Source organism: Tenacibaculum gallaicum (assembly GCF_003387615.1).
Lineage (GTDB): Bacteria > Bacteroidota > Bacteroidia > Flavobacteriales > Flavobacteriaceae > Polaribacter > Polaribacter gallaicus.
Map to the genome: position 1 here is coordinate 15579 of NZ_QUNS01000013.1, position 22770 is coordinate 38348.

Annotated in this window: 27 protein-coding genes; 10 read left to right on the forward strand and 17 right to left on the reverse strand. The window is 30.1% G+C overall.

Going from position 1 to position 22770, the window contains the following annotated elements; genetic code table 11:
• The first annotated feature begins 20 nt into the window (after positions 1–20).
• The 3 genes from C7448_RS15140 (at position 21) to C7448_RS15150 (ending at position 2689) form a co-directional block, all read left to right on the forward strand.
• The gene (locus C7448_RS15140) at positions 21–452 is read left to right on the forward strand and encodes a DUF4442 domain-containing protein (RefSeq protein ID WP_317124712.1); all 432 of its coding nucleotides are present in this window, start codon (positions 21–23) and stop codon (positions 450–452) included.
• Entirely contained in the window at positions 415–2058 is a 1644-nt protein-coding gene (locus C7448_RS15145) for an ABC transporter substrate-binding protein (RefSeq protein ID WP_394342474.1), read from the forward strand. The genes C7448_RS15140 and C7448_RS15145 overlap by 38 nt, the downstream gene beginning before the upstream one ends.
• A gap of 265 nt (positions 2059–2323) precedes the next feature.
• Positions 2324–2689, forward strand: a complete 366-nt coding sequence (locus C7448_RS15150) for a hypothetical protein (RefSeq protein ID WP_115902255.1) — start codon at positions 2324–2326, stop codon at positions 2687–2689.
• Between the two features lie 89 nt (positions 2690–2778).
• Here the strand turns inward: C7448_RS15150 and C7448_RS15155 are convergent, their stop codons facing one another.
• The 5 genes from C7448_RS15155 to C7448_RS15175 form a co-directional block, all read right to left on the reverse strand.
• A complete protein-coding gene (locus tag C7448_RS15155; protein ID WP_115902256.1) occupies positions 2779–3513 on the reverse strand; it encodes a YggS family pyridoxal phosphate-dependent enzyme in 735 nt (244 codons plus the stop codon).
• The gene (locus C7448_RS15160) at positions 3506–4231 is read right to left on the reverse strand and encodes an AAA family ATPase (RefSeq protein ID WP_115902257.1); all 726 of its coding nucleotides are present in this window, start codon (positions 4229–4231) and stop codon (positions 3506–3508) included. The genes C7448_RS15155 and C7448_RS15160 overlap by 8 nt, the downstream gene beginning before the upstream one ends.
• 91 nt (positions 4232–4322) lie before the next feature.
• Positions 4323–4925: a MarR family winged helix-turn-helix transcriptional regulator gene (locus C7448_RS15165; RefSeq protein WP_115902258.1), complete on the reverse strand. Its 603-nt coding sequence runs from the start codon at positions 4923–4925 to the stop codon at positions 4323–4325.
• Positions 4925–5188: a DUF2024 family protein gene (locus C7448_RS15170; protein WP_115902259.1), complete on the reverse strand. Its 264-nt coding sequence runs from the start codon at positions 5186–5188 to the stop codon at positions 4925–4927. Before C7448_RS15170 ends, C7448_RS15165 begins: the two co-directional genes overlap by 1 nt.
• Positions 5189–5255: 67 nt before the next feature.
• Positions 5256–5489: a thioredoxin family protein gene (locus tag C7448_RS15175; protein WP_115902260.1), complete on the reverse strand. Its 234-nt coding sequence runs from the start codon at positions 5487–5489 to the stop codon at positions 5256–5258.
• Between the two features lie 310 nt (positions 5490–5799).
• On the opposite strand from C7448_RS15175, the gene C7448_RS15180 reads away from it, so the two are divergent.
• From C7448_RS15180 to C7448_RS15200, 5 genes are all read left to right on the forward strand, one after another.
• Entirely contained in the window at positions 5800–7590 is a 1791-nt protein-coding gene (locus C7448_RS15180) for an ATP-binding protein (RefSeq protein ID WP_170137060.1), read from the forward strand.
• An 8-nt stretch (positions 7591–7598) separates the two neighbouring features.
• Entirely contained in the window at positions 7599–8240 is a 642-nt protein-coding gene (locus tag C7448_RS15185) for a response regulator (RefSeq protein WP_115902262.1), read from the forward strand.
• A gap of 108 nt (positions 8241–8348) precedes the next feature.
• Positions 8349–8690: a zinc ribbon domain-containing protein gene (locus tag C7448_RS15190; RefSeq protein WP_115902263.1), complete on the forward strand. Its 342-nt coding sequence runs from the start codon at positions 8349–8351 to the stop codon at positions 8688–8690.
• Positions 8691–8727: 37 nt separating this feature from the next.
• A complete protein-coding gene (locus tag C7448_RS15195; RefSeq protein ID WP_115902264.1) occupies positions 8728–9147 on the forward strand; it encodes a hypothetical protein in 420 nt (139 codons plus the stop codon).
• Positions 9148–9308: 161 nt separating this feature from the next.
• Positions 9309–9851 (forward strand): hypothetical protein, encoded by a 543-nt coding sequence (locus C7448_RS15200; protein WP_115902265.1) that lies wholly within the window; start codon positions 9309–9311, stop codon positions 9849–9851.
• Here C7448_RS15200 and C7448_RS15205 read toward each other — a convergent pair.
• The 10 genes from C7448_RS15205 to C7448_RS15250 form a co-directional block, all read right to left on the reverse strand.
• Positions 9848–10846 (reverse strand): SAM-dependent methyltransferase, encoded by a 999-nt coding sequence (locus tag C7448_RS15205; protein WP_147300552.1) that lies wholly within the window; start codon positions 10844–10846, stop codon positions 9848–9850. The genes C7448_RS15200 and C7448_RS15205 overlap by 4 nt on opposite strands.
• Before the next feature lie 18 nt (positions 10847–10864).
• Positions 10865–11590 carry an aspartyl/asparaginyl beta-hydroxylase domain-containing protein gene (locus C7448_RS15210; protein ID WP_115902267.1) on the reverse strand — a complete coding sequence of 242 codons (726 nt, stop codon included), beginning with the start codon at positions 11588–11590 and terminating at the stop codon, positions 10865–10867.
• Between the two features lie 147 nt (positions 11591–11737).
• Complete coding sequence (locus tag C7448_RS15215; protein ID WP_115902268.1) at positions 11738–12880, reverse strand: geranylgeranyl reductase family protein; 1143 nt, start codon at positions 12878–12880, stop codon at positions 11738–11740.
• Positions 12881–12935: 55 nt separating this feature from the next.
• Positions 12936–13949: an endonuclease/exonuclease/phosphatase family protein gene (locus C7448_RS15220; RefSeq protein WP_115902269.1), complete on the reverse strand. Its 1014-nt coding sequence runs from the start codon at positions 13947–13949 to the stop codon at positions 12936–12938.
• Positions 13950–14816, reverse strand: coding sequence for a rhomboid family intramembrane serine protease (locus C7448_RS15225; RefSeq protein ID WP_115902270.1), 867 nt, complete (start codon positions 14814–14816; stop codon positions 13950–13952).
• Between the two features lie 41 nt (positions 14817–14857).
• A complete protein-coding gene (locus C7448_RS15230) occupies positions 14858–15583 on the reverse strand; it encodes a rhomboid family intramembrane serine protease (RefSeq protein WP_115902271.1) in 726 nt (241 codons plus the stop codon).
• 8 nt (positions 15584–15591) lie between these two features.
• The gene (gene mutL, locus C7448_RS15235) at positions 15592–17445 is read right to left on the reverse strand and encodes a DNA mismatch repair endonuclease MutL (protein ID WP_115902272.1); all 1854 of its coding nucleotides are present in this window, start codon (positions 17443–17445) and stop codon (positions 15592–15594) included.
• Positions 17446–17727 (reverse strand): riboflavin synthase subunit beta, encoded by a 282-nt coding sequence (locus tag C7448_RS15240; protein WP_115902273.1) that lies wholly within the window; start codon positions 17725–17727, stop codon positions 17446–17448.
• Positions 17728–17905: 178 nt separating this feature from the next.
• Positions 17906–18412, reverse strand: coding sequence for a 6,7-dimethyl-8-ribityllumazine synthase (gene ribH, locus C7448_RS15245; RefSeq protein WP_115902274.1), 507 nt, complete (start codon positions 18410–18412; stop codon positions 17906–17908).
• Positions 18412–19194, reverse strand: a complete 783-nt coding sequence (locus C7448_RS15250) for a tetratricopeptide repeat protein (protein ID WP_115902275.1) — start codon at positions 19192–19194, stop codon at positions 18412–18414. The genes ribH and C7448_RS15250 overlap by 1 nt, the downstream gene beginning before the upstream one ends.
• Before the next feature lie 113 nt (positions 19195–19307).
• Here C7448_RS15250 and recF point away from each other — a divergent pair, with 113 nt between their 5' ends.
• Positions 19308–20387: a DNA replication/repair protein RecF gene (gene recF / locus C7448_RS15255; RefSeq protein ID WP_115902276.1), complete on the forward strand. Its 1080-nt coding sequence runs from the start codon at positions 19308–19310 to the stop codon at positions 20385–20387.
• A 37-nt stretch (positions 20388–20424) separates the two neighbouring features.
• Positions 20425–20724 carry a DUF721 domain-containing protein gene (locus tag C7448_RS15260; RefSeq protein WP_115902277.1) on the forward strand — a complete coding sequence of 100 codons (300 nt, stop codon included), beginning with the start codon at positions 20425–20427 and terminating at the stop codon, positions 20722–20724.
• 153 nt (positions 20725–20877) lie between these two features.
• Here the strand turns inward: C7448_RS15260 and C7448_RS15265 are convergent, their stop codons facing one another.
• Positions 20878–21786, reverse strand: coding sequence for a hypothetical protein (locus tag C7448_RS15265; protein WP_170137061.1), 909 nt, complete (start codon positions 21784–21786; stop codon positions 20878–20880).
• A 36-nt stretch (positions 21787–21822) separates the two neighbouring features.
• Positions 21823–22374: a hypothetical protein gene (locus tag C7448_RS15270; RefSeq protein WP_115902279.1), complete on the reverse strand. Its 552-nt coding sequence runs from the start codon at positions 22372–22374 to the stop codon at positions 21823–21825.
• Between the last annotated feature and the right edge of the window lie 396 nt (positions 22375–22770).

Genomic DNA, 22770 nt, shown 5'->3' on the forward strand with positions numbered 1-22770 from the left:
ACGGTTTCAATATTTCTCCCATGTATAAAAGATCTACAGGAAAAATAAATTATGTTTCTGAAGATTTATTGAAAGCACAAGTAAAAATTCCTATTACTTACAGAAACAAGAACTATGTAGGATCTATTTTTGGTGGTAGTTTGTTTTCGGCAACCGACCCCGTTTTTATGATTCAGTTGATTAATATTTTAGGAGATAAATATGTGGTTTGGGATAAAGAAGCGATTATGAAATTTAAAAGACCTGCTAAACAAGATGCTTATGTAGATTTTGTTTTTTCTGAAGAAGAAATAGAACAAATAAAAAAGCAGACGGAAGAAGAGCAAGAAATTAATTTAATTAAAGATATTAAAATAACGAACAAAGACAAGTCTGTTGTTTTTGCTGAAGTATCTAAAACTATTTACATTGCAGATAAAATCTATTATAAAAATAAACGTAAGAAGAAATAGCATTGTTGCACTCATTACTTTGTTGTTTCTTTTTTCTTGTGCTAAAAAGGAATCTCAGTATACAAATAATCAGGTTTTTAGATATAATGAGCACTCGAACATTACTTCTTTAGATCCCGCCTTTGCAAAAGATCAACGAAATATTTGGGCTGTAAATCAGCTGTATAATGGATTGGTAGCCTTAGATGATAGTTTGCAAGTACAACCGGCTATAGCTAAAAATTGGATAATTTCAGAAGATGGAAAAACCTATCAGTTTGAGTTAAGAAAGGATGTGCAGTTTCACAAGCACGAGTTGTTTGGAAAAGACTCTACAAGAAATGTAAAAGCAAAAGACTTTGAATATTCTTTTAATAGATTACTAGATAAGAATGTGGCGTCTCCAGGAGGTTGGGTATTACAAAATGTGGAAAGCTTTCATGCCAAAAACGATTCGGTTTTTACTATCAATTTAGAACAACCATTTCCTCCTTTTTTAGGCTTACTGGCTATGAAATATTGTTCTGTAGTTCCAAAAGAAGCTGTTGATTATTTTGGAAATGAGTTTAGAGCAAACCCGATTGGAACAGGTCCTTTTCATTTTAAACTGTGGGTAGAAAATACAAAATTGGTATTGAGAAAAAATCCATTATATTTTGAAAAAGATAAAAATGGAAAACAACTCCCGTATTTAGAAGCAGTAGCTGTTACTTTTTTACCAGATAAGCAAAGTGAGTTTTTACAGTTTATTCAAGGAAATATCGATTTTATGAAAAGTTTAGATGCTTCATATAAAGATGATATTCTAAACACAGATGGAACCTTAAAAGAGAAATATGTTTCTAAAATCAATATGCAAACAGGAGCGTATTTAAACACAGAATATTTAGGAATTTATTTAGATGTAGAAGAAGATCACCCTACAAAATCAAAATTGATACGACAAGCTATAAATTATGGTTTTGATAGAGAGAAGATGATTAAGTTTTTGAGAAACGGAATCGGGAGTCCTGCTACAAGTGGATTCATCCCGAAAGGATTGCCCTCATTCAATAATCAACAAGGATATTTATACAAACCTGAAGAAGCAAAGAAGTTAGTAGCACAATACAAAAGAGAAACAGGAAATACAAATCCACAAATAGCAATTACAACGAATAGCAACTACTTAGATTTGTGTGAATTTATTCAACGTGAATTACAAAAAATAGGGATAGATGCTAAAGTTGATGTGATTCCGCCTTCAACATTACGCCAAGGAAAAGCTAATGGGAAATTGCCTATTTTTAGAGCAAGTTGGATCGCAGATTATCCTGATGCTGAAAATTATATGTCACTTTTTTACAGTAAAAACTTTACGCCTAACGGACCCAATTATACGCATTTTAAAAATGAACTTTTTGATACTTTGTACGAGCAATCCATCAAAGAAGTGGATGTAAAAAAACGTTACAGGTTATACCAAAAAATGGATAGTATTATTATTGCAGAAGCGCCAATTGTACCACTGTATTATGATGAGGTAATTCGTTTTACGCAGAAAAATGTTATAGGTTTAGGAATTAATCCAATTGATATGTTAGATCTAAAAAGAGTAATAAAAGATAAAAAGAACAGTCGTTATTAATGTTAAAAATGATACTATCTTTCTATTTAAATAATGCTTAAAAAGGTATTGTTTTTGTTTCTTATTTATTGATTATTAGTTGTTTATGGTTTATTTTTCTGTGTTGGTTCCTTAATATTACTCGTTTATAGAATTTTATGAGTCTTAATGTGTTAGTTTTAAGAACTTTGGTATACAGGCAGTTAGGAGAGCAACCACTCTTTTTTGTCTAGGCGAAATCCGAAAAGCCTTTAGTAAACAGAGTAGGAAATAAAAACTAATTATTATGGGATTTTATGGTAAACAACCGGTGAACCCGGAAAAATGTACAGCTACTTATATTTGGACTGGACTTGATACTCCTGGTTTTTTTAGCGTATACGTTGAAGGAGATGCACAAAATTATTCATATGGATTTGATTTAGTTCGTGATTCTCACTTTGTAGGTGGATTAAAAGTTGATTCTATGGGGTGGACAGGACCTTTAGGAAAGGGAACTACTCCCTACAAAGATTCAGGAAGCTTTCAAGGAGTGTATAGAAGTGAAATTATTATCTCAGGATCTAATGGTAATTTTAAAATACCAGTAAAAGAAATTCCTTACGACAAAGTAGAAGAATATATTAAGTCTAAGGAAATGGAAAAAGTATAAGGACTCATAGCTAGCCAAACTTTATAATAACAGATGAAGCTATTTAATTGTTATAATTAATTTCATCTGTTATTTTTTTAACAAAAAGGTTAGGTATTACTTTTCGCTTCGTTCCAGTAATAGCTATCAGGATATATACGTTTCCCAAAAATAGCTGTTCCAACTCGTACAATAGTAGCGCCTTCTTCGATAGCAATTTCTAAATCACCACTCATTCCCATAGAGAGTTCTTCCATCACTACATTAGAAATTTGTAGTGCTTTAACTTCCTCCTGAAGTTGTTTTAAAAGGCGAAAACATTTTCGAACTTCATCCGACTCTGAGCTTAACAAGCCAATAGTCATTAGCCCTTTTATATGGATGTTTTTAAACTTTGAAACCTCCTTTACTAGTTTAATGGTTTCTTCTGGTTTAGCCCCAAACTTACTTTCTTCAAAAGAGGTATTTACTTGTATGTAGACATCAATTTCTTTTTCTTCAAAAGTTAAACGTTGATGTAATTTTTGAGCAACTGATAAACGATCGATAGATTCAATACAGCTAGCCCATTTTATAACTTCTTTAATTTTGTTACTCTGTAAATGACCTATAAAATGTACTTCAGGTTGTAAGTGTTTTACAGCATTACATTTTTGTTTCAGCTCTTGTACTTTATTTTCACCAACAAGGGTTTCTCCTTGTTCTAAAGCGAAATTTATCTTATCAGTATCTACTGTTTTTGTAGCCAATAATAAGCGAACATCTGCTGGATTTCTATTAGCTTTTTTACACGCAAACTGCATTCTTTGGTGAATAATGTTGAGGTTGTTCTGAATGTTATTCATTTACTAATTGATTGTTTAATTCTTCCTTTTCAATAATTTTATTTTTTACAGCTCGAAAAGTAATGTCTTTAGCTTCTGCATACGATATACCGTACACACGATTTACCTCTCTAAACTCTTCAGGAAATTGTTGTAGTAAAGTTTCATAATAACTATCTAAATCAGTTTCACTAGGTGCTTCGAATTTAAGTTTTAGTTGAAAGCGTCTTAAAAGTGCAGTATCAATAACACTAGAGTGATTCGTGGCAGCAATTAATAAAACATTGTTAGGTAATTGATCTATTAACTGAATTACAGTATTTACCAATCGTTTCATCTCGCTAGAGTCTTTGCTGTCATAATCACGAGCTTTACCGATGTAATCAAATTCATCTAAAAATAGCACAGCACTTTCTCTTGTAGCTTTTTTAAAAACTTCGGAAATATTTTTAGCTGTTTCTCCTAGTTTTGAAGAAATGATATTTCCTAAATTAAGTATGATAATTTTTTTATTAAGTTTTTTAGCAATAGCCTTAGCGGTGGTAGTTTTACCACAACCAGTATGTCCAAATAACAAAACTTTATTATCAAGAGGGAGTTTGAATTTATCTAAAACAGTCACATGTTTAAACTCCTTTAATAGTTGAGATAAAGTATTTTTATTTTTACTACTTAGGTGAACTTCATCTAGTTCTACAGTTGTTTCTTTCGATTGAAGAATTAAGTTATGTATAGCCATTTTGTTATTTTTTGTCAAAAATAAAAGGTTGTAGGTAATAAAATAAACCTTTTAACATACCCTTAAGAAGTTAGGGGAGTACTTTAAAACACTAACCTTTAAATTCATGTTCAGGACAATCAACTCTCAACTCTTTAGAAGATAATTTAGATTGTAAAAGTTTACAAAAATGTTCGTTGTTTTCATTTTGGTAATAAGAGCAAGTAAAGCACATTCGTTGTATGGTTATCACTCCTGCTTGATTTAGTTGGTATATTACTTTTAAGAGTCCTGCTAGTATATCTTTCTTTTGGTCTTCAGGTAATGAACTTAAAGGCTTCTCTATATTAAGTGTAAAATTAGCTGATTTCTCTGCTATTTGTTTTCCTTGATTGGTTAAACCAATAATATAACTTCTAGTATCGCTAGGGTTATTAAACTTTTGAACTAATTCTTTTTTTAATAAAATTCTAATACTATCACTAATGGTAGCTTTAGTCATATTGAACTCTTCAGCTAAATAACTCACTTTGCATTTTTCTTCAGAGTGAAATAGCAAAAAAATTAGAATTTGAATTTGGATAGGGCTTAAAGAGTTCTCCTTACTTTCGCTCCAAAGAAGTACTCTGAAAGCTTCAGAAATTCGTTCCAAAGCCACAACTATTTTACTTTCAATTTTAGTGTTTTGCTGATTTAAGTCAAAAGGAGATTTCATTACTTACAGTTTTCCATTTCGTATATAAAATACCCTTTTTTATGTATAGAATTTTCCCATTCGGGTTTGAGTATTTCAATATGGCAAAATACACATTCTTTTGAAGATATTTCTAGGTTTTCTAGACCTTTAGTTCTTAAATATTCTTTACCATAATTAAAAATTATGTTAGTGTCTTTATTGTTAGAAGGTGCAATAATATCCAAATGCATTATTGTATCATCTCTCTTAGTTACATAAGTATCCCAAACAGCTACTTCCATTTTATATAATTTAAAATATTAAAAAGCTTTACAAAGTTAGGATTCCTAATTTTGTAGAGTAAAAAAATTATCCTTTAACATCTTCCATTGAAGCTCCAAAATTAATATGGAGAACATTCCCAGTAGGAGTAACCAAAGCAGGAACAGACTTTACACCTGAACCTTCAGCTTCTGAAATTCGACTTTTATCTTCACCAAAGTGAACGATTTCAACATTATCAGAACCAATTAGGTTTATAATGTCTTGTTCTGCGCTTACACAAACAGGGCACCCTGCGTGATAAAAAATAGACTTACTCATATTATATTGATTTTAAATTTTACCACAAATATAGTTAGGTTTCCTAACTAATAAAAATTTTGAAGATAAAATTTTATAAAAGAATAACAATTGTTTATGTACTCTCGCTTTAAGGGTTAGTGTTTAAAAAGAATAAAATTGTTAATAGTTAATAAGGAAATAAAAATGTTATGTAATTTTAGCAGTTCTAATTGTTTAGAAAAAAGACTTAATAATTGATATGAGAATAGGTTACTTAAGAAGAAAAATAAGGCTGTCGTTTATAAAACAAGTTATAATCGCAGTTTTTTTGTTTTTCGCTTTAAAAGGAATGTCACAGTCGGGAGGAGTGCAAGGTTTTAAGGCTTTTGGCGTAAACCCTACAATTCCCCATGATTCTCTTTTTTCAAAAATAAATATAGCAGAAAACTTCAAAACTAAATATGATGCTACGTTTGATCTTATAGAATTTCATAGAGAAAAAGGGAACTTAGACTCCATAATATACTATGGAAGTAAACTGTATACAGAAACAACTAAGAATAAATTAATAAATAAAGAAAAGCATTTGTCTGAGGTCTCTAGTATAATTGCTGAAGGAAAGTTAGAAAAGGGGCTTTTCGATGAGGCTTTAAAGTGGTTTTTTAAAGGAATAGAGCATTCAAACAGCAAACCGAATGATGAGTTATATGTAAAAAATAGAATAGGATTAGGAGTAGTAAAGTATTTAAGAGGAAATGAAAAAGAAGGAAAGTTAATTATAGAAGAATGTATTGAAAATGCTCCTAACGAAAAATTAAAACATGATGCTTTTTTTGAACTAGGTTTTATTTATTATACTCAAAGAGAGTATGATAAAGCAAGAGAAAATTATAATAAAGCTAGGTTACACTATGTGGCCGAGGGGTTTGTGAAAGAAGCTTTAGAAACTGATTTGTGGCTAGGAAAAGTATTGAAAGAAGAAGGTAAAACAACAGAAGCTCTAGATGTTTGTTATTATGTTTTTAATGAGTCGCTATCTAAAGGTTTTTTTACATTGTATGCCAAGACAGGAAATACATTAGGCATTCTTTATTTAAAAGAAAAAGACTATGAAAATGCTAAAAAAATACTTTCTACAGTATATATAAACTCCATACAATGGGCAAATTTAGAGATAGAAAGAAGAGCTATTTTAGGTCTTCAAAATGCTTATGCTGAAACAGGGGACTATAAAAATGCACATGCTTTAATGACACAGTTAAACCGTGTAAACAATGAAATTTTAGTAAGTCAAAATAAACAACAGGTAAATGAATTAGAAGTACAGTATAAAACATTAGAACAAAAGCAGGAAATAAAGCGACAAAAAACGATGAAAACATACATCTTAATAGCTTTTCTCATCGTACTAATACCTGTACTTGCTTTGTTGTATGTGTACTATCAAAAACTGCAAACACAAAGTAAACTTAACAAAACATTAGAAGAAGTAAATCAGCAAAAAATAACGACGTTACTTAAAGATCAGGAATTAAAATTGGTAAAAGCTTCATTAGAAGGACAAAATAACGAAAGAAAACGTATTGCTAGAGAGCTACATGATAGTATTGGTGGAAATTTAGCAACGATAAAGTTGCAGCTATCAAATAAAAGTAAATTAGAGAAAGAAAGCCTTATTAAACAAGTAGATGAAACCTATAATCAAGTAAGAGAATTATCACATAACTTAATGCCAAAAAAATTTAAAGATTCTGCTTTTACAACAATTATTACAGAGTATATAAATAACGTTAAGTATTTATCTAAAGAGCAAATAACGTTACAAATACATCCAGTAGAAGAAGTTGACCAAGTGAATGAGAATTTAAAAGTGGAGCTTTATAAAATAATTCAAGAATTATTAACTAATGCTTTAAAACACGCAAAAGCAACACAAATAGATATTCAGCTTTCTGTATTTAATAATACAATACAATTACTTTTTGAAGATGACGGTGTTGGTTTTGATCAAGAAAAAGTAAAATACGGACTAGGCTTTCAAAATTTAAAAGACAGATTAAAAACAATTAAAGGGAATATTTTAATAAACTCTTTTCCTAAAAGAGGAACAGTAATAGATATAAATGTACCTTTAAATTAATATACACAATGACTTATAATATTATTTTAGTTGATGACCATAAAATGTTTTTAGACGGATTATTAAACATTTTTAATAATGAAGGTGTTTATAATATCTTACTTACAGCAAATAGTGGTGAAAATGTAATAAAGTATATAAAAACAAATCCGAATCAACATATAGATATTGTTATTAGTGATATTTCTATGCCAGATATAGACGGTATTACCTTGAATGATTATATAAAAAAGGAACGTTCAGACATCAAAACATTAATTGTTAGTATGCATACAGATACTGGAATGATAGATGCTTTAATTAAAAATAATGTTGATGGGTATTTATCTAAAAATGCAACACAATCTGAATTACTACAAGCAGTACAAACTATTCTTAATGGTGAAAAATATTTTTCACAATCTGTACGAGAAGCTTACATGGAAAATGTTTTTAATAAAAAAAAGGAAACTTCAATAATGTTAACAGCTAGAGAGAAAGATGTACTTAAATTAATTGCAGAAGAATATACTACACAAGAAATTGCAGATAAACTCTTTTTAAGTAAGCATACTATTGAGAGTTATAGAAAAAACTTAATATCTAAGCTCAACGTAAAAAACCTAGCAGGATTAACAAAATACGCAATAAAACTGGGCTTAGTAGAGTAGTAATTTTACTACCCCCTGAAAACAGGGTAATAACTTTCACTAGTTTCAGTCTATTTTAAGAATCACTTCCAACGCATCTTTGTACCGTAATTATTAAGTAATAAAGTTATGGTCATTTTTGGATGGCGAGAAGCCAAAATAAGTATACAGCCAGTAAACAATCATAGTTGCAGTTATTGCAATACACCAGAACGTTTATTTATTCAAGTAAACAGATTGTACTTACATATATTTTGGATTCCAATTATTCCTTTGTATAAAAAAACATATAGTATTTGTGGGCATTGTAAATTAGAAATGAGCAAAAGTCAAATGCCACCAGATTTACAGCGAAAAGCCAAAGACTATAAACAAACGAGTAAAACTCCTTGGTGGATGTTTTCAGGACTTATCATCGTAACTTTTTTAATGCTGTTTATGTTTTCTTCAGCACTTTTAATTCATAAATAATAAAAATCAATATAAACCATTTAAATTTTAATTAAACATGATTTACGGAATCTCATTAGTATTTTTAAGCATTGTAGCAGTGCCGTCTTTAATCTTATCAAAAAAACCTAATGCTAAAGAATTATTAGAAAAAATAGAACCTTACCAAGGTTGGATTGGTCTTATCTTTTGTATTTGGGGAATTTGGGGAATTATTTCAGCTATTTTAAACTTAGGTTGGTTAACTACAGCACCAATTTGGTGGGTAACTTTCTTAGCAGGTAGCGTAGTTGAAGCAGTCTTAGGTTTTATGTTAGGATACGGAATGATAAACAAATTATTATTATCAAAAAACCCTGAAGCTAGAGAAAAAGCAGAAATATTGAGAGGGAAGATTGCACCGAAACAAGGAAAGTTAGGATTATTAGGAATAGCTGTAGGAGTGTGGATGATTGTTGCTTCATTCATCTTTATATAAGCTAACTAAATAAAGAAAGAGAAAAACATAACATTGTAAACTAAGGCTTAAATAAGGTGGGGGTGTGGGGTTTCTATCAAAAAATCAAAAAAAGCCTTGTTTGCAATGTTTTTACATAAACGTCAAGAATTTATTTTATAACCTGATAAAAGATATTTGAAATGAAAAGGGTAAATAATATTTTAGAGGTAATTGTAGTATGTATATTGTTTATGGGGTGTCAGAAAGAAACTCCGCAAAAAGTTGTTGAAAAAACAGTACTTAAAGCCAATTTATTAACGGCTAATTATGGTACAGGATACTTTAAAGAGCTTAAAGAATTACAAAAAAATGAATATTTAAAGTACTATGATAATGATGGAGAAGAATATGCAGCAACATATTTTCAATATCTTCATAGAGTTACCATACCAAACCTTGAAAGAAGTTTAAGGGATATTCAGAATTTAGAAGTAAATGAAGATTCTAAAGAGTTGATAAGTGCTTCTATTGAATTATTTGAGTTTTGTATAGACTTTTATAAAAAGGACTATGCAGAAATAGCATATATGTATGATGAGGGAAAAACTCAACAAGAAATTAATATGTTAATCAATGAGTTTAAAGCTAAAAGCCTAGAAGAATTTAAAGAAAAAAACTTAGAACTAGATGAGGCAGCAAAAATATATGCTGAGAAAAAAGGAGTGAAACTGAAATTTGTTTAAACAATTTTTAATTCAAGTTTAGGCTCAGAACCAATTACATACTGAGACTCTATAATTAAGCGTTCTTTTTTGTTATTGGAAATATCTTTAATGTATTTAGGAGCGGTTAAACCACTGTCGTTTACAAAAAGCTTCTCGCCTTTATAAATTGTAATTTCTGTCATCACTACAATTTCTTTAGCTGTAAAAAGTTCTTCATTCTTTAAAATAGTCTGTTTTTTAGGGAAATTAAACTTGGTAGTAGTTTTGTTAAATAACCAATCGTTAGAGCTCATAACTTTCTTACTAACTTCAAAAATTTTGTGATGTTGACGGTAATACTTTTGTTGAGTATCAGGTTTACTATTTTTATAAGAACTTGTACCTATAAATAATGTTATTTTCTCAGGGATAAAAATAGTATCAGAAGTAGTTTGTTTCATTAAATTATAAAAAACTGAAACTTGTTGCTCACTGTCTAGGGCACGTTGCATGGTTTCACTTACAATAATATCAGGAGAAAAGTTTTTAAGAACCTTATATTTTGTAGCATCCTTATTTACAAAATTGATATTGTTAGTTTCTAAGCCTAACTTTACAATTGTACTTTTTAAAGTCTCAAAACTAAGAGGATTTATTTCTAAAAGCGTATATGTTATATTAAAATCGGCATACTTCAAAATAAAAGGAAGTATGAGCGAAGCAAAAGGACCAGTACCAGCATAAAGTATATGTAATGAGTCTTTTTGTTGAATTTTTTCTTGAATAGCAATATCAATTCCTTTGATAAATTTTAGAGTTCTTTCTAAATCATCAAGGCAATTAGCAGCCCATAAAGTGCCAATTGCAACACCATTTTCTAACTGAACATTGTTTCTGTACTCTTCATTATTTATAGTTTTATTTGAAATGCAAAGCAAAAGTTGTTTATACTCTTTTAAAGCAGAAGAATAATCAGGTACTTCTTCAAAGAATTGAGAAGTAATACGTAGTAATTCCTTTTTAAAATTCATCATAAGTTATTGTAAGAGTTGTTATTTAGATGCAAGTTTTAATAACTTCTGTTCCATTTCAAAAATAAGTTTTTCTGAAGCAGGTTCGTTATTACGTTTTAGCTCGTTTAAAATTAAACGAATTGTCTCAGGAGATTCATTTTCTTCTTGTATAGGGTAAAAACTTTTTTTTGAAGCAAGTGAAAAAAATAAAGTATCAGACCATTCGTTTCTTTCTAGATCTATAACTAAATGAATACGATCTTCATTTCCTTTATTAGTAACTGAATGCACATAATTTACATTTGTGTACCAACATTCACCAGGTAGCATATTCAGTTGTTTATCATTTAAAATAAACTGAACGTTGTTATTAGTAACAATAGGAATATGTAAACGAAAACTTCCATCTTCATAACCTAGTTTGTAGTCACGATGAGGTTTTATCTCTGCGCCAACACCCAAACGTAATAGACGAGCAGATAAAATAGGACATTTAAAAGAAGTAATTACCTCTTTAAAATACTTACAATTACTCATAATAGGAGTCTCTTGAATAGTATTATTACTGTTTTGAAATGCAAAAATATTAGAAGTATCACCATTGCTAGTGTATAAAGGAATTACTTTCCATTCTCCTTCATATCCTGAGGTATTGAAATGAGGAACCCAGTGTTGATTTATAACTAAAGAATAATCATGTAAAAGCTTTTCTGTATCAAATAGAAAAGGAAGTTTTAAAGATGTGGTAGTTTTAATTTCTTTCACTTATATGTAGAGATTAAAGTTGTAATAGTTCTCTACAGCAAGTTAATAGAAAAATAGTATATAGAAAGTCTTTTAAGGATAAGTGCTGAATTTTTAGGCATAAGTGGAAGAGCTTTGAATAAAAAGCAACCTTTTGAGGCTGCTTTTTTAAAAAACTAAATCTTTAATTCGTTTCGTAATTGTTTTTTTTATGTCTTTAGGATAGCTTCTATCTCCATGAAAAACATCAGCCATAGCTTCACTAAATTGCTGACCGTATTTCTTTAGTAAAATATTTCGAATACTTTTTTGCTCGTAAAACCACTTAGAAAGCCACAAACCAGTTTTTATTTCAGGAAGTAAAGTTTCTGAAATTTTCTCTAAATATAGTTTTTCAGCCAATTCAGGCTCTTTTTTACTTTCAATAATAGCTTCAGCAGCTAGTTTACCGCTATAAATAGCATTTGAAATCCCTTCTGCAGTAATAGGATCAGCAAAACCGGCAGCATCACCAATTAAAAACACGTTGTTTTTAACAAACCCATCTGTACGAGGAGAAACAGGTATTTGAAACCCATGTTGAGACTCACTAACAATATGCGTAATGTTTAACGTTTTTAAATATTGTTGATAATGTTCTTTTAAGTTAATTTTAGTTCTTCTAGCAGAAGCAACCCCAATAGATAAATGTTTTCTCTTTGGAAAATTCCAAGCATAACCATAAGGAATAGCATCAATGTCGAAACGAACCTCTTTTGATAAACGTTCAAAATCTTCATCAGAAACTTCTACCTCATATTCTAAAGCAGGAATTAATTTACGAGTATCTTCTTTCCATCCTGCCATTTTTGCTGTTGGGCTTAAAGCACCGTCTGCAGCAATTACAAAATTAGCAGTAAAATTACCTTGTGATGTTTCAAGAGTAATGATATCATCAGAAAAAGACAATGCTTTTAACTTGTGATTTTCTAGTAAAGTAGCTCCAAACTCTTTCGCTTTTTTAGTAATAAGGTTGTCAAAAGAATCACGCATAATCATAGAAATAGTTGGTTGTTCTCTATGCGTTTGAAAATGAAGTTTTTCACCTAAATAAATATCAACAGTATGAAACTCTTTTTCAACTACTTCTTCAATGTCAAAAGGTAAGTTTTTACGACCTCTAAAAACAAAACCACCTCCGCATGTTTTATAACGAGGTAAAGTTTCTTTTTCAATAATTACAGTTGAAATACCTTTTTGAGCTAAATAAAAAGCTGTTGAAGCCCCTGACGGTCCGCTGCCAATTACAGCAACATCATAGTGTTGTTTCATAGTTTTATTTTTAATTTGGTTAAAAATACACTTTTATACCGAATTAAAAATAAAATTACCAATGTAAGCGAGCCATAACTGGGTAGTGGTCAGAAAGTTTGATGCCTCCGTAAGTTTTAAACTGATTAATAGTTGCTTTGGTATCTGTCAAAACAAAATCGATACGCATAGGGTAGATGTATCGAAAAGATTTACCTAAGCCAATACCACATTGAATAAAAGCATCTTTTTTATTAGTAGCCAGTTGTTTGTAAGCCCAAGAATAAGCAGTGTTGTTAAAATCACCACAAACAATTTTTTTACCCTTCCAAGAATACTCATGTTGTTGAATTAACTCTACTTGACTTACTTGTTTTACAAAACCATTTTCTAAACGTTTAAATAAACGTTCAGAATTTTTTTCTCCAAAATTTTCTTTCTTCGGATTTAATTTTAATGACTCTAAATGTACATTGTATACACGAATAGTGTCTTTTTTTACAAGAATATCAGTAAAAATAGTGTTATTAGCACTCTGTTTAAAATCTAGAGAACCAGCATTTATAATGGGGTATTTGGAATAAATAGCTAGCCCAAACTTATTTGTTTTCGTTTTTGTTTTTATGTATTTGTATGGAAGCTTAATATCAAGTAGCTTAGAGTTGTAAAACTCTTGTATTGCAATAACGTCTGGACTTTCATTATTAATGAATTCGTAAATTTTCTGCTCAGTGGTTATGTCATCTTCATGCTTGTAGTGATTAAATAAATGAACATTATAACTCATTATTTTTAAATCATCATTTAAAATTATTTCCTTATTTGAAAATTTAACTAGCGGAGTAGAGACGAACCATCCAATTGCTAAAATAAGTAAAGATAAGAACGCGTTTTTGTGCATTTTAATGAGCCAATACACAAAAAAAGCAATGTTTACGATAACTAAAAACGGAACAAATAAACCAAAAACAGAAAGAAAAGGAATTGTTTGTGGTGAAACATACGGAAGTACATACGATAGTAATAAAACAGTTGCAAAAACTGAATTGATAAAAAATAAAAATTTATGACCTATCGAAAACTTTTTCATCTAATTTTTTCCTTGTTTAAATAAAAACTCTTTTTCACCTTTACTTAAAGTATCGTACCCAGATTTACTAATCTTATCTAAAATAGTATCAATTTCTTCTTGGTTTCTTGTTTTATCAACGCTGTGTTTTGGTGTTTTATTACCAGATTTGTAAACAGTTTTAAGCTTTTTTTCTTTTTTAGTAAAAGTAAATAGTTGATTTATTGATTTAAAAATATCTAATTTTTTATTACTAGCACTACGAACATAGAAAAAACCTAGCAGAGCACCACCAAGGTGGGCTAAATGTCCACCAGCATTACCAGCAGGGATTTGAATAACATCAATAGCAATCCAAATACAAGCCAACACCCATAATTTTACAAAACCAATTAGTGGGAATTTTAATTCGTAATTAGGTATATAGGTAGCAATACCAATAAAAATAGCAGAGATACCTGCCGAAGCGCCCAGTAAAACACTATTATGAGCAACGTTTTGTAAGGCAGGAAAAAAATTATAGCTAGCAACAAAAATAATTCCTCCAAATAAGGTTCCCAATAAATAAAAACTAAGTAATTGTTTAGGAGTAAAATATTGTTGAAATAGATGCCCAATATAAAATAAGGCAATTAAGTTTAGTAGGATATGTAAAAAACTAGTATGTAAAAAACCATAGGTAATAACCGTCCATGGTTTTAGTAAAAAGTCATCAAAATTGGCGGGTAAAGCTAGCCACTCTACTAAAAAATTAGTTTTTAATTGAAAAAGGAATCCAAAAGTATTGGTAACAAAAACAAGCAAGAAAATAGCTAGGTTTACATAAATTAACTGTTCAACAATTCCTGCGTGTTTAAATCTATATTTTAAGTTTTCGAGTATATTCATATTTTATGACTTCTTGAATAAAGACAAATTAAGATACTAAATTAACGAAATTTAAATTGATTTTTTTTCCAGTACCATGCAATAATAAGACCAATAATAGCACCACCAATATGAGCGAAATGCGCAATGTTACCAATAGAGTAACTTGTCATACCAAAGAATAAATCACTTACTATAATTAGAGGAATAAAGTATTTGGCAGCAATAGGAACAGGGAAGAAAATCAAAGCTAGTTTAGCATCAGGATAGGTTAAACCGAACGCAACTAAAATTCCATAAATAGCACCTGAAGCACCAACGGCAGGAGTGTGGTACAAGCTGTAAAACTCACTCATAGTTTTATTAGACAAGGTAATTAAACTATCGTTATATTGTCCAGAGGTTAAAATGTTTTGAATTTCAGCGGGAGAAATACCCATTCCAATTAGTTGTTCGTATATTCCATTAAATTGATAATAATTGGCAAAAGTGTAAATTAAACCAGCACCAATTCCTGCAGAAAAATAGAAAAATAAAAACTTGTTTCGGCCCCACATTTGTTCAAGTGGAGTACCAAAAGCCCATAAAGCATACATGTTGAAGATTAAGTGCATAGTTCCACCGTGCATAAACATGTGTGTAACATATTGCCAGATACCAAAATGTTCGTTTTTAGGATAATGTAAAGCAAATAGATTAGTTAAATCCATGTTTAATAACTGCGGAGCAAAAAATAGAATCACGTTAATGATTATTAAATGCTTTATGGCTTGTGTTAATCTAGGCATAGTACTTATTATTTATTAAAAATGGTGTCTATCTCGTTTAAGGTTAGTGTTTTAAACGTAGGTTTACCAAATGGTGAAATGTTAGGTTCTTTACAAGAAAATAAATTGTTTACTAAATTTTCTTGTTCTTTAGGATTTAAAGTAGTTCCTGTTTTTATAGCTAGTGATTTTGCAAATGATTTAGCCATCACATCAAAATGACTAAAACTAGTATCAGGTACTTCAAGTTTAATATCGTCTAATAACTGCTCTAAAATAAGAGTGATTTGACTTTCACTTATTGAGGTTGGGATTCCGGCAATTACCACACTTTCTTTTGTGAATTCATCAAACATAAAACCAGCGCTTTCTAAATCAGACTTAATACTGTATATCATTTCTATATCAGAGGAAGAAAAAGAAATATTCACAGGAAATAACAATTGTTGACTACTTGCTTCTTTTACGGTAATGTTCTCTAAAAACTCCTCGTATAAAACTCGTTGATGTGCTAACGATTGATGAATTAATACCACGCCTGATTTTATAGAGCTTAACAAGTATTTTTTTTGAATTTGGAAGGTTTTTCCAGTTTCAGTTTCTTGTTCAGACTCAAAAAGTTGTTCTTGCTGAGTGGATTCAATAGTATCAGTGTTCGTATATAAAGCCTCCCAACTTCCAGTGTCTTTTTTAAAATTAGATTGATAACTGTGTGTTGTTGTGCTTTTTGGTGAGTGACTTTCGTTATAAGACTCTTTATAATTTGTTTCTGTTTTAAAAGGATTAAATGACGGGTCTACCGTTATTGGAGGAACCGAAGAACTACCCTTTTTACTATAATCGTAAGGAGTATCTAAAGTAGCATCTCTATCAAAATCCAATACAGGAGCTACATTGTACTGCCCCAAACTATGTTTTACAGTAGCACGTAAAATAGCATATAATGCTTTTTCGTTATCAAACTTAATTTCCGTTTTTGTCGGGTGAATGTTAATATCAATTGTATTAGGTGGTACCTCTAAATACAAGAAATAAGAAGGATGCGAACCACTTTCTAATAAACCTTCAAAAGCATTTACTACCGCATGATTTAAATACGAACTTTTTATAAATCGGTTATTCACAAAAAAGAACTGTTCACCACGTTTTTTCTTAGCAAACTCTGGTTTAGCAACAAATCCGTTAACAGTTATAATATCTGTTTGCTCATTAATGGGAACTAACTTTTCGTTCATTTTAGTTCCAAAAATAGCTACAATACGTTTACGGAAGTTACTTTTCTTTAAATGATAAATTTCGTTGTTGTTATGATGTAATAAAAAAGAAATAGTAGGGTGTGCTAAAGCCACACGTTGAAATTCATCAACAATATGACGCGTTTCAACTGTGTCAGATTTTAAAAAGTTACGACGTGCAGGAATGTTAAAAAATAAATTTTTAATAGCAATACTAGTTCCTTTTGCTGTTGAAACTACTTCTTGAGAAGTTATCTCACTACCTTCAATTTTTATCTGTGTTCCTAACTCGTCATCTTCTTGTTTCGTTTTTAATTCAACATGAGCAATGGCAGCAATAGAAGCTAAAGCCTCACCACGAAACCCTTTGGTGTTTAAATTGAATAAATCTTGTGCTTCTTTAATTTTTGAAGTAGCATGACGTTCAAAACTTAAACGAGCATCGGTAGCACTCATTCCCTTACCGTCATCAATTACTTGAATTAATGTTTTTCCTGCATCTTTTAACAATAAGGTGATAGAGGTAGCACCTGCATCAATTGAATTTTCAACTAATTCTTTTACCACAGAAGCGGGGCGTTGAACCACTTCTCCAGCAGCAATTTGATTCGCAACATGATCAGGTAGTAGCTGTATAATATCTGACATTTAATTATTTTTTGAGAAAAAGATAGAAAGGTCAAAATCGATAATAAACAAAAAAATAAGCGTTAAAACCAACGCTATAACAACGATAGTTTTATTTAGCTTGTAGCCAGACTCTTTGAATTCGTCAATAGCAGCATTAAATTTTCCTTTTAAACCTTTTTTCTTTCCAATAGTAGTTCTGTATTGATCAAACTTTTGCTTTATTTCATAAGGATTTCCATCTCCTTTGTAATAACGAGGTTTGTAATCAAATTTTTTATTTTCTTTTTTGATAAATCCCATAAAATTGTTGCTTCTTTAATAGCTTACGTGGAACAAAAATCACACCAAATAAGACGAATTTCAAAGTTACTGAATTATAGAGAGGTGGTCAAAAAAAGTGAATAAATTAAAGTTAAAAAGCGTTTAAGTTGTACAACTTAAACGCTTTTTAATAATGTTTATCTAAAAAAAGAATCGATTAAAAACCTAATGAGTTTGAAGTACGTTCATGATTTTTAATTGCTGCCATTTTAACTGCTGCTACAGCACATTCAATTCCTTTGTTTCCTAATTCCCCGCCCGAACGATCAATAGATTGTTGTTTGGTATTGTCTGTCAATACACAGAAAATTACAGGAACATCGTATTTAATGTTTAAATCTACAATTCCTTGAGTAACTCCTTCACAAACAAAATCGAAATGCTTGGTTTCACCTTGAATCACATTTCCAATGGCGATGATAGCATCTAGTTTTTGTGTTTCAATCATTTTTTTACATCCGTACACCAATTCAAAACTACCAGGAACATCCCAAGAAACAATGTTTTCTTCTGTTGCTCCACAGTCTATTAAAGTTTCAATAGCACCTTTATGAAGGTTTTTAGTGATTTCAGGATTCCATTCTGAAACAACAATCCCAAATCGAAAAGGTTTCGCATTTGGGATTGTTGCTTTATCGTAATAAGATAAATTTGTTGTAGCCATTATTGAGCGTATTTTGCACTGTTGATATACTTTTCAATATCTCTTCCTTGATCAGAATCAGCGTATTTTTCTTTAATGGTTGTATAAAATTTTTCAGCTTTACTGTACTCTTTTAAATTCATTGCAATTTGAGCTGCTTTGAATAAAAATAAAGGCGTAGTAAATTGATTGTCTTTTTTATTAGCTGCCTGTTGATAGTAGTCTAAAGCATCTTCTGGTTGGTTAATGTCAGCAAAAGCATCACCAATAGCTCCTAAGGCAGTAGGGCCTAATAGCTCATCATCAGAACTAAAGTTACTTAAATACTCAATAGCCTCTTCGTATTTTTTCATTTTTAAGTAAGAAATACCAGCGTAGTAGTTTGCTAAATTTCCTGCTTTTGTTCCACTAAATTGCTCAGCAACATCAATAAAGCCATATTTACCATCACCACCTTCTAAACCTAAAGTGTATAATGAGTCAGCAATTGCACCTGCAGAAGTATTTGCTTTGTCAAAGAAAGTACGAGGATAAGCTAATTCGTTTGAAGCTTCTTGTTGTGTTGGCTCTGCAATAAACTTGTTATAAGCTAAGTACACTAAAATTAAAGCTGCAACAGCCACCAATCCGTAAAATAATGGCTTGCTATTTTTTTCAATCCATTCTTCTGATTTGTTCGCCGTATCATCTAAAGTATTAAATACTTCAGCTGTAGTACTTTGTGTTTCATCAAAAGTTTCTTCTACTTCATTTGTAACCTTTTCTTTCTTAGGTTTGTAACCTCTTTTCTTGTATGTAGCCATAATTGCTTAAAAAATTAGTGGCGACAAAAATAGTTTTTTTAATTGGATTTTAAAAGTCGTTTTTTCGTAAATTTTCGATAATTTGCGCTTTCTTTTAGTAACAGGGCTCATTCATGTATTTGCAAAAACTATCTTTGGTTAATTTTAAGAATATCGAATCGCAAACTTTTGATTTTCAAAAGAAAATAAATTGTTTTGTAGGAAGTAACGGTATTGGAAAAACTAACGTACTTGATGCAATTTACTATTTGTCATTTGCTAAAAGTTACTTCAATTCGATTGCAGGGCAGAATATTCGACACGGTCAAGATTTTTTTATGGTTGAAGGAGATTATTTGTTAAACGACCGACAAGAAAAAATTATCTGTTCCTTAAAAAGGGGGCAGAAAAAAGTGTTAAAACGCAATGGAAAAGCCTACGAAAAATTTTCTGAACATATAGGGCAGCTACCGTTGGTGATTATTTCTCCTGCGGATAGGGATTTAATTGTTGAAGGAAGCGAAACTCGTCGTAAATTTATTGATGGAGTTATTTCTCAGCAAGATAAAAAGTATTTACAAACGTTAATTTCGTATACTAAAACGGTGAGTCAGCGAAATGCGTTGTTGAAGTATTTTGCTGCTAACAGAACATTTGATGCGTTAAATTTAAAAGTATACGATGAGCAGCTAATTGAGTATGGAACGGTTATTTATAACAAAAGAAAAACTTTTTTAGAAGAGTTTGTGCCTATTTTTAACGATAAGCATAAAATTATTTCTGGAGCAAATGAAGAAGTAAATCTACGCTATAAAAGTCAGTTACATGATATGTCTTTTGAGAATTTGTTACAACAAAATTTAGAAAAAGACAAGATGCTACAGTATACATCGGTAGGAATTCATAAAGATGATTTAAATTTTGAAATAGAGGAGCATCCTATTAAAAAGTTTGGTTCACAAGGGCAGCAAAAATCGTATTTAATAGCATTAAAATTAGCGCAATTTGAGTTTATAAAGAAACAATCTAATGTAACGCCAATTTTGTTATTGGATGATATTTTTGATAAGTTAGATGAAAATAGGGTAACCCAAATTGTAGATTTGGTAAATAGTGATGAGTTTGGGCAAATTTTTATTACTGATACACATGCTGATAGAACAGAAGAGGTGATAAAAAAGAGTAACCAAGAATATCAGATTTTTAAGTTATAATGTTGCTGCTAGATAAGTAAGAAAAAAAATAAAACTAATGGCTAAAAGAGAAAACGATAGTTTTTCATTAAAAGACTTGATGGGAAGTTTTATCCAGGAAAACAATAAACTAAAAAAAGGATTTCAAAAAATTCATATTGATGAAGCTTGGGCAAAAATGATGGGGCCAGGTGTTGTGTCGTACACAAGTGAAGTAAAATTACAAAACGGAACCTTGATTGTCCGTTTAACTTCATCGGCTTTAAGAGAGCAATTAGGTTATGGTAAAGATAAAATTATACGCATGATTAATGAGGAGATTGGAGAGGAGCTTGTTAAAAAGTTGATGTTGGTGTAGAATGCAAGGTATGTGATAAGCTACTAAAGCAAGCTTTTGCCATCGTAAAAGTGGTTTACCATATGACACAAATTATAAAAGTACGTTGGTTTAAAAAAGTATAAAATTTACTTGCTTTTTACTTCAGTTCTTTGTTGGCATTAGTTTTAATTTTCATTCGTAAATTTCGTAAATCTCCTTAAATGTTTTAATTGAAGTTTCATTAATTATAACAAGAAGAAGTACATAGTTAAAAAACATAGTAACTTCTTTATTAGTTATAACTAAGTCTTTTTTTCCGTGAGCAATATCATTTCTAACTGTCGTATAATCCTTAAATTCAGAGATTATAGAAGAATAAATCTGATGAGAATTAAGATTACTAATATTTTTTTTACATAATTTTTTCAATTTGTCTTCAAATCTTTCTTCTTCATTTTCCGAGTTTAATTTTTTATTCACATAGTTTTCTAATGACGAGTATACTAGAAAGTATGATAATTTATACTTTTCTTCATTCAACAATGATTTCGATTCAGCCATTAGTTGTTTATAGAATAGCTCGTTTTTCTTGTATCCATTAATTACTAAAAGAGTAATCACTTCTACACCTGTTTCACTGAAGTAAGGATATTCAGTGATTTGGACGCCTCTGTAGTGAATTCTTTTTTTATTGTTATCAATTCTATCAACTTCAATTGCTTCTAATTTGAATTCTTTCCAGTTAGATAACATATTACCAAAGAGGTCATAATCGAAAGTTTCATTGAGGTAAAGTTGCTCTAAAATATTTGTGGTTTCAGACGATTCATTATTGTTTTCTCTTTTAGCTTTGTCAATATCATCTTTAAAAAACGGATATGATGAAGAAATTTTTGCATCAGTAATGAATTCATATTCGTTCTTTAAATCCCAAAAATTCTCAAAAGTATATTTAGCAACTCCATATTCTCTATCTTGATTTTCAGGGTATAAATCTGTATGTAAAAAATGAGAGGTTGTTTCAATGATTTTTAACTCTTTCAATAAAGTATTGTTAAGTTTTTCATTATCAATTTTCATTTTAAATATGTTGTACTTCATTCTACAGGTCAAAAAAGTAATTATAGTTTTTAGCAGTTATTTCATACATTCTTTTAATGTTTTGAAAATAGTTAATAATAAATTAAATATTGGCTCTAATAACCTCTTTTGATGTTCTTCAATATTTTTATAACCGTGAACTAGATTGCACCTAACATTATAAATTACACTCAAAACTGCTTTAGAACGGATTGCATTATCTTTATCATTTAATAAATTTTCACATAACTGTTTATCAAATTCTTCTTGACCAATTCCGTCTTTAAGATTAATATTAAACATTTTCTTATCAATTAAATCAGCAATAGTTTCAATATCCTTTATTCTATCCTCTATTACTAATTTTTCAATAATTATATCCGAACCTATGAAATCTCTAACAACTGTTGTTGCTTTTTCGTAATCTGAAATTCTATTTTGTTGTTTTTTAGAACTATTTTCAAAATTAATTATATGACTATAAAGTCTATTATAAATAGGAAATAAAGTTTGAAATCTATTGAAGTAATCATATAATTCATTTCCATTAATTTTATTAAGTTCTTTTTCCCAATTTGTAATATAATCTAAAGTTTCTTTGGTTAGCATTTGTTAATATTTTATTTTTTCAGTTGCATACAACTTGTTTATACAGATGTAAAATACATCGTTATACAACCGTTTTGGTTTATTTATAGTTGTATTTTATGTTTGTTTATATTTTTACTAACTTACTAATATTAATTTAATTTTCTTACGGAATTCCATAAGCTAAGTTATTTAGAGGGTGAAAGATGTTTTAGGGAGTAGCAACGGTTCTATATATCGCTGTTGACACACTTTATTGAATAGTCTCATCAGCGCATCACGCTGAGCTTTCCTCAATCCAACGAAACCGTCAGCGAGCGTCGCTGAGCTTTCCTCAACACAACGAAACCATCAGCGAGTTTCGCTGAGCTTTCCTCAAGACAACGAAACCATCAACGAGCTTCGCTGAGTTTTCCT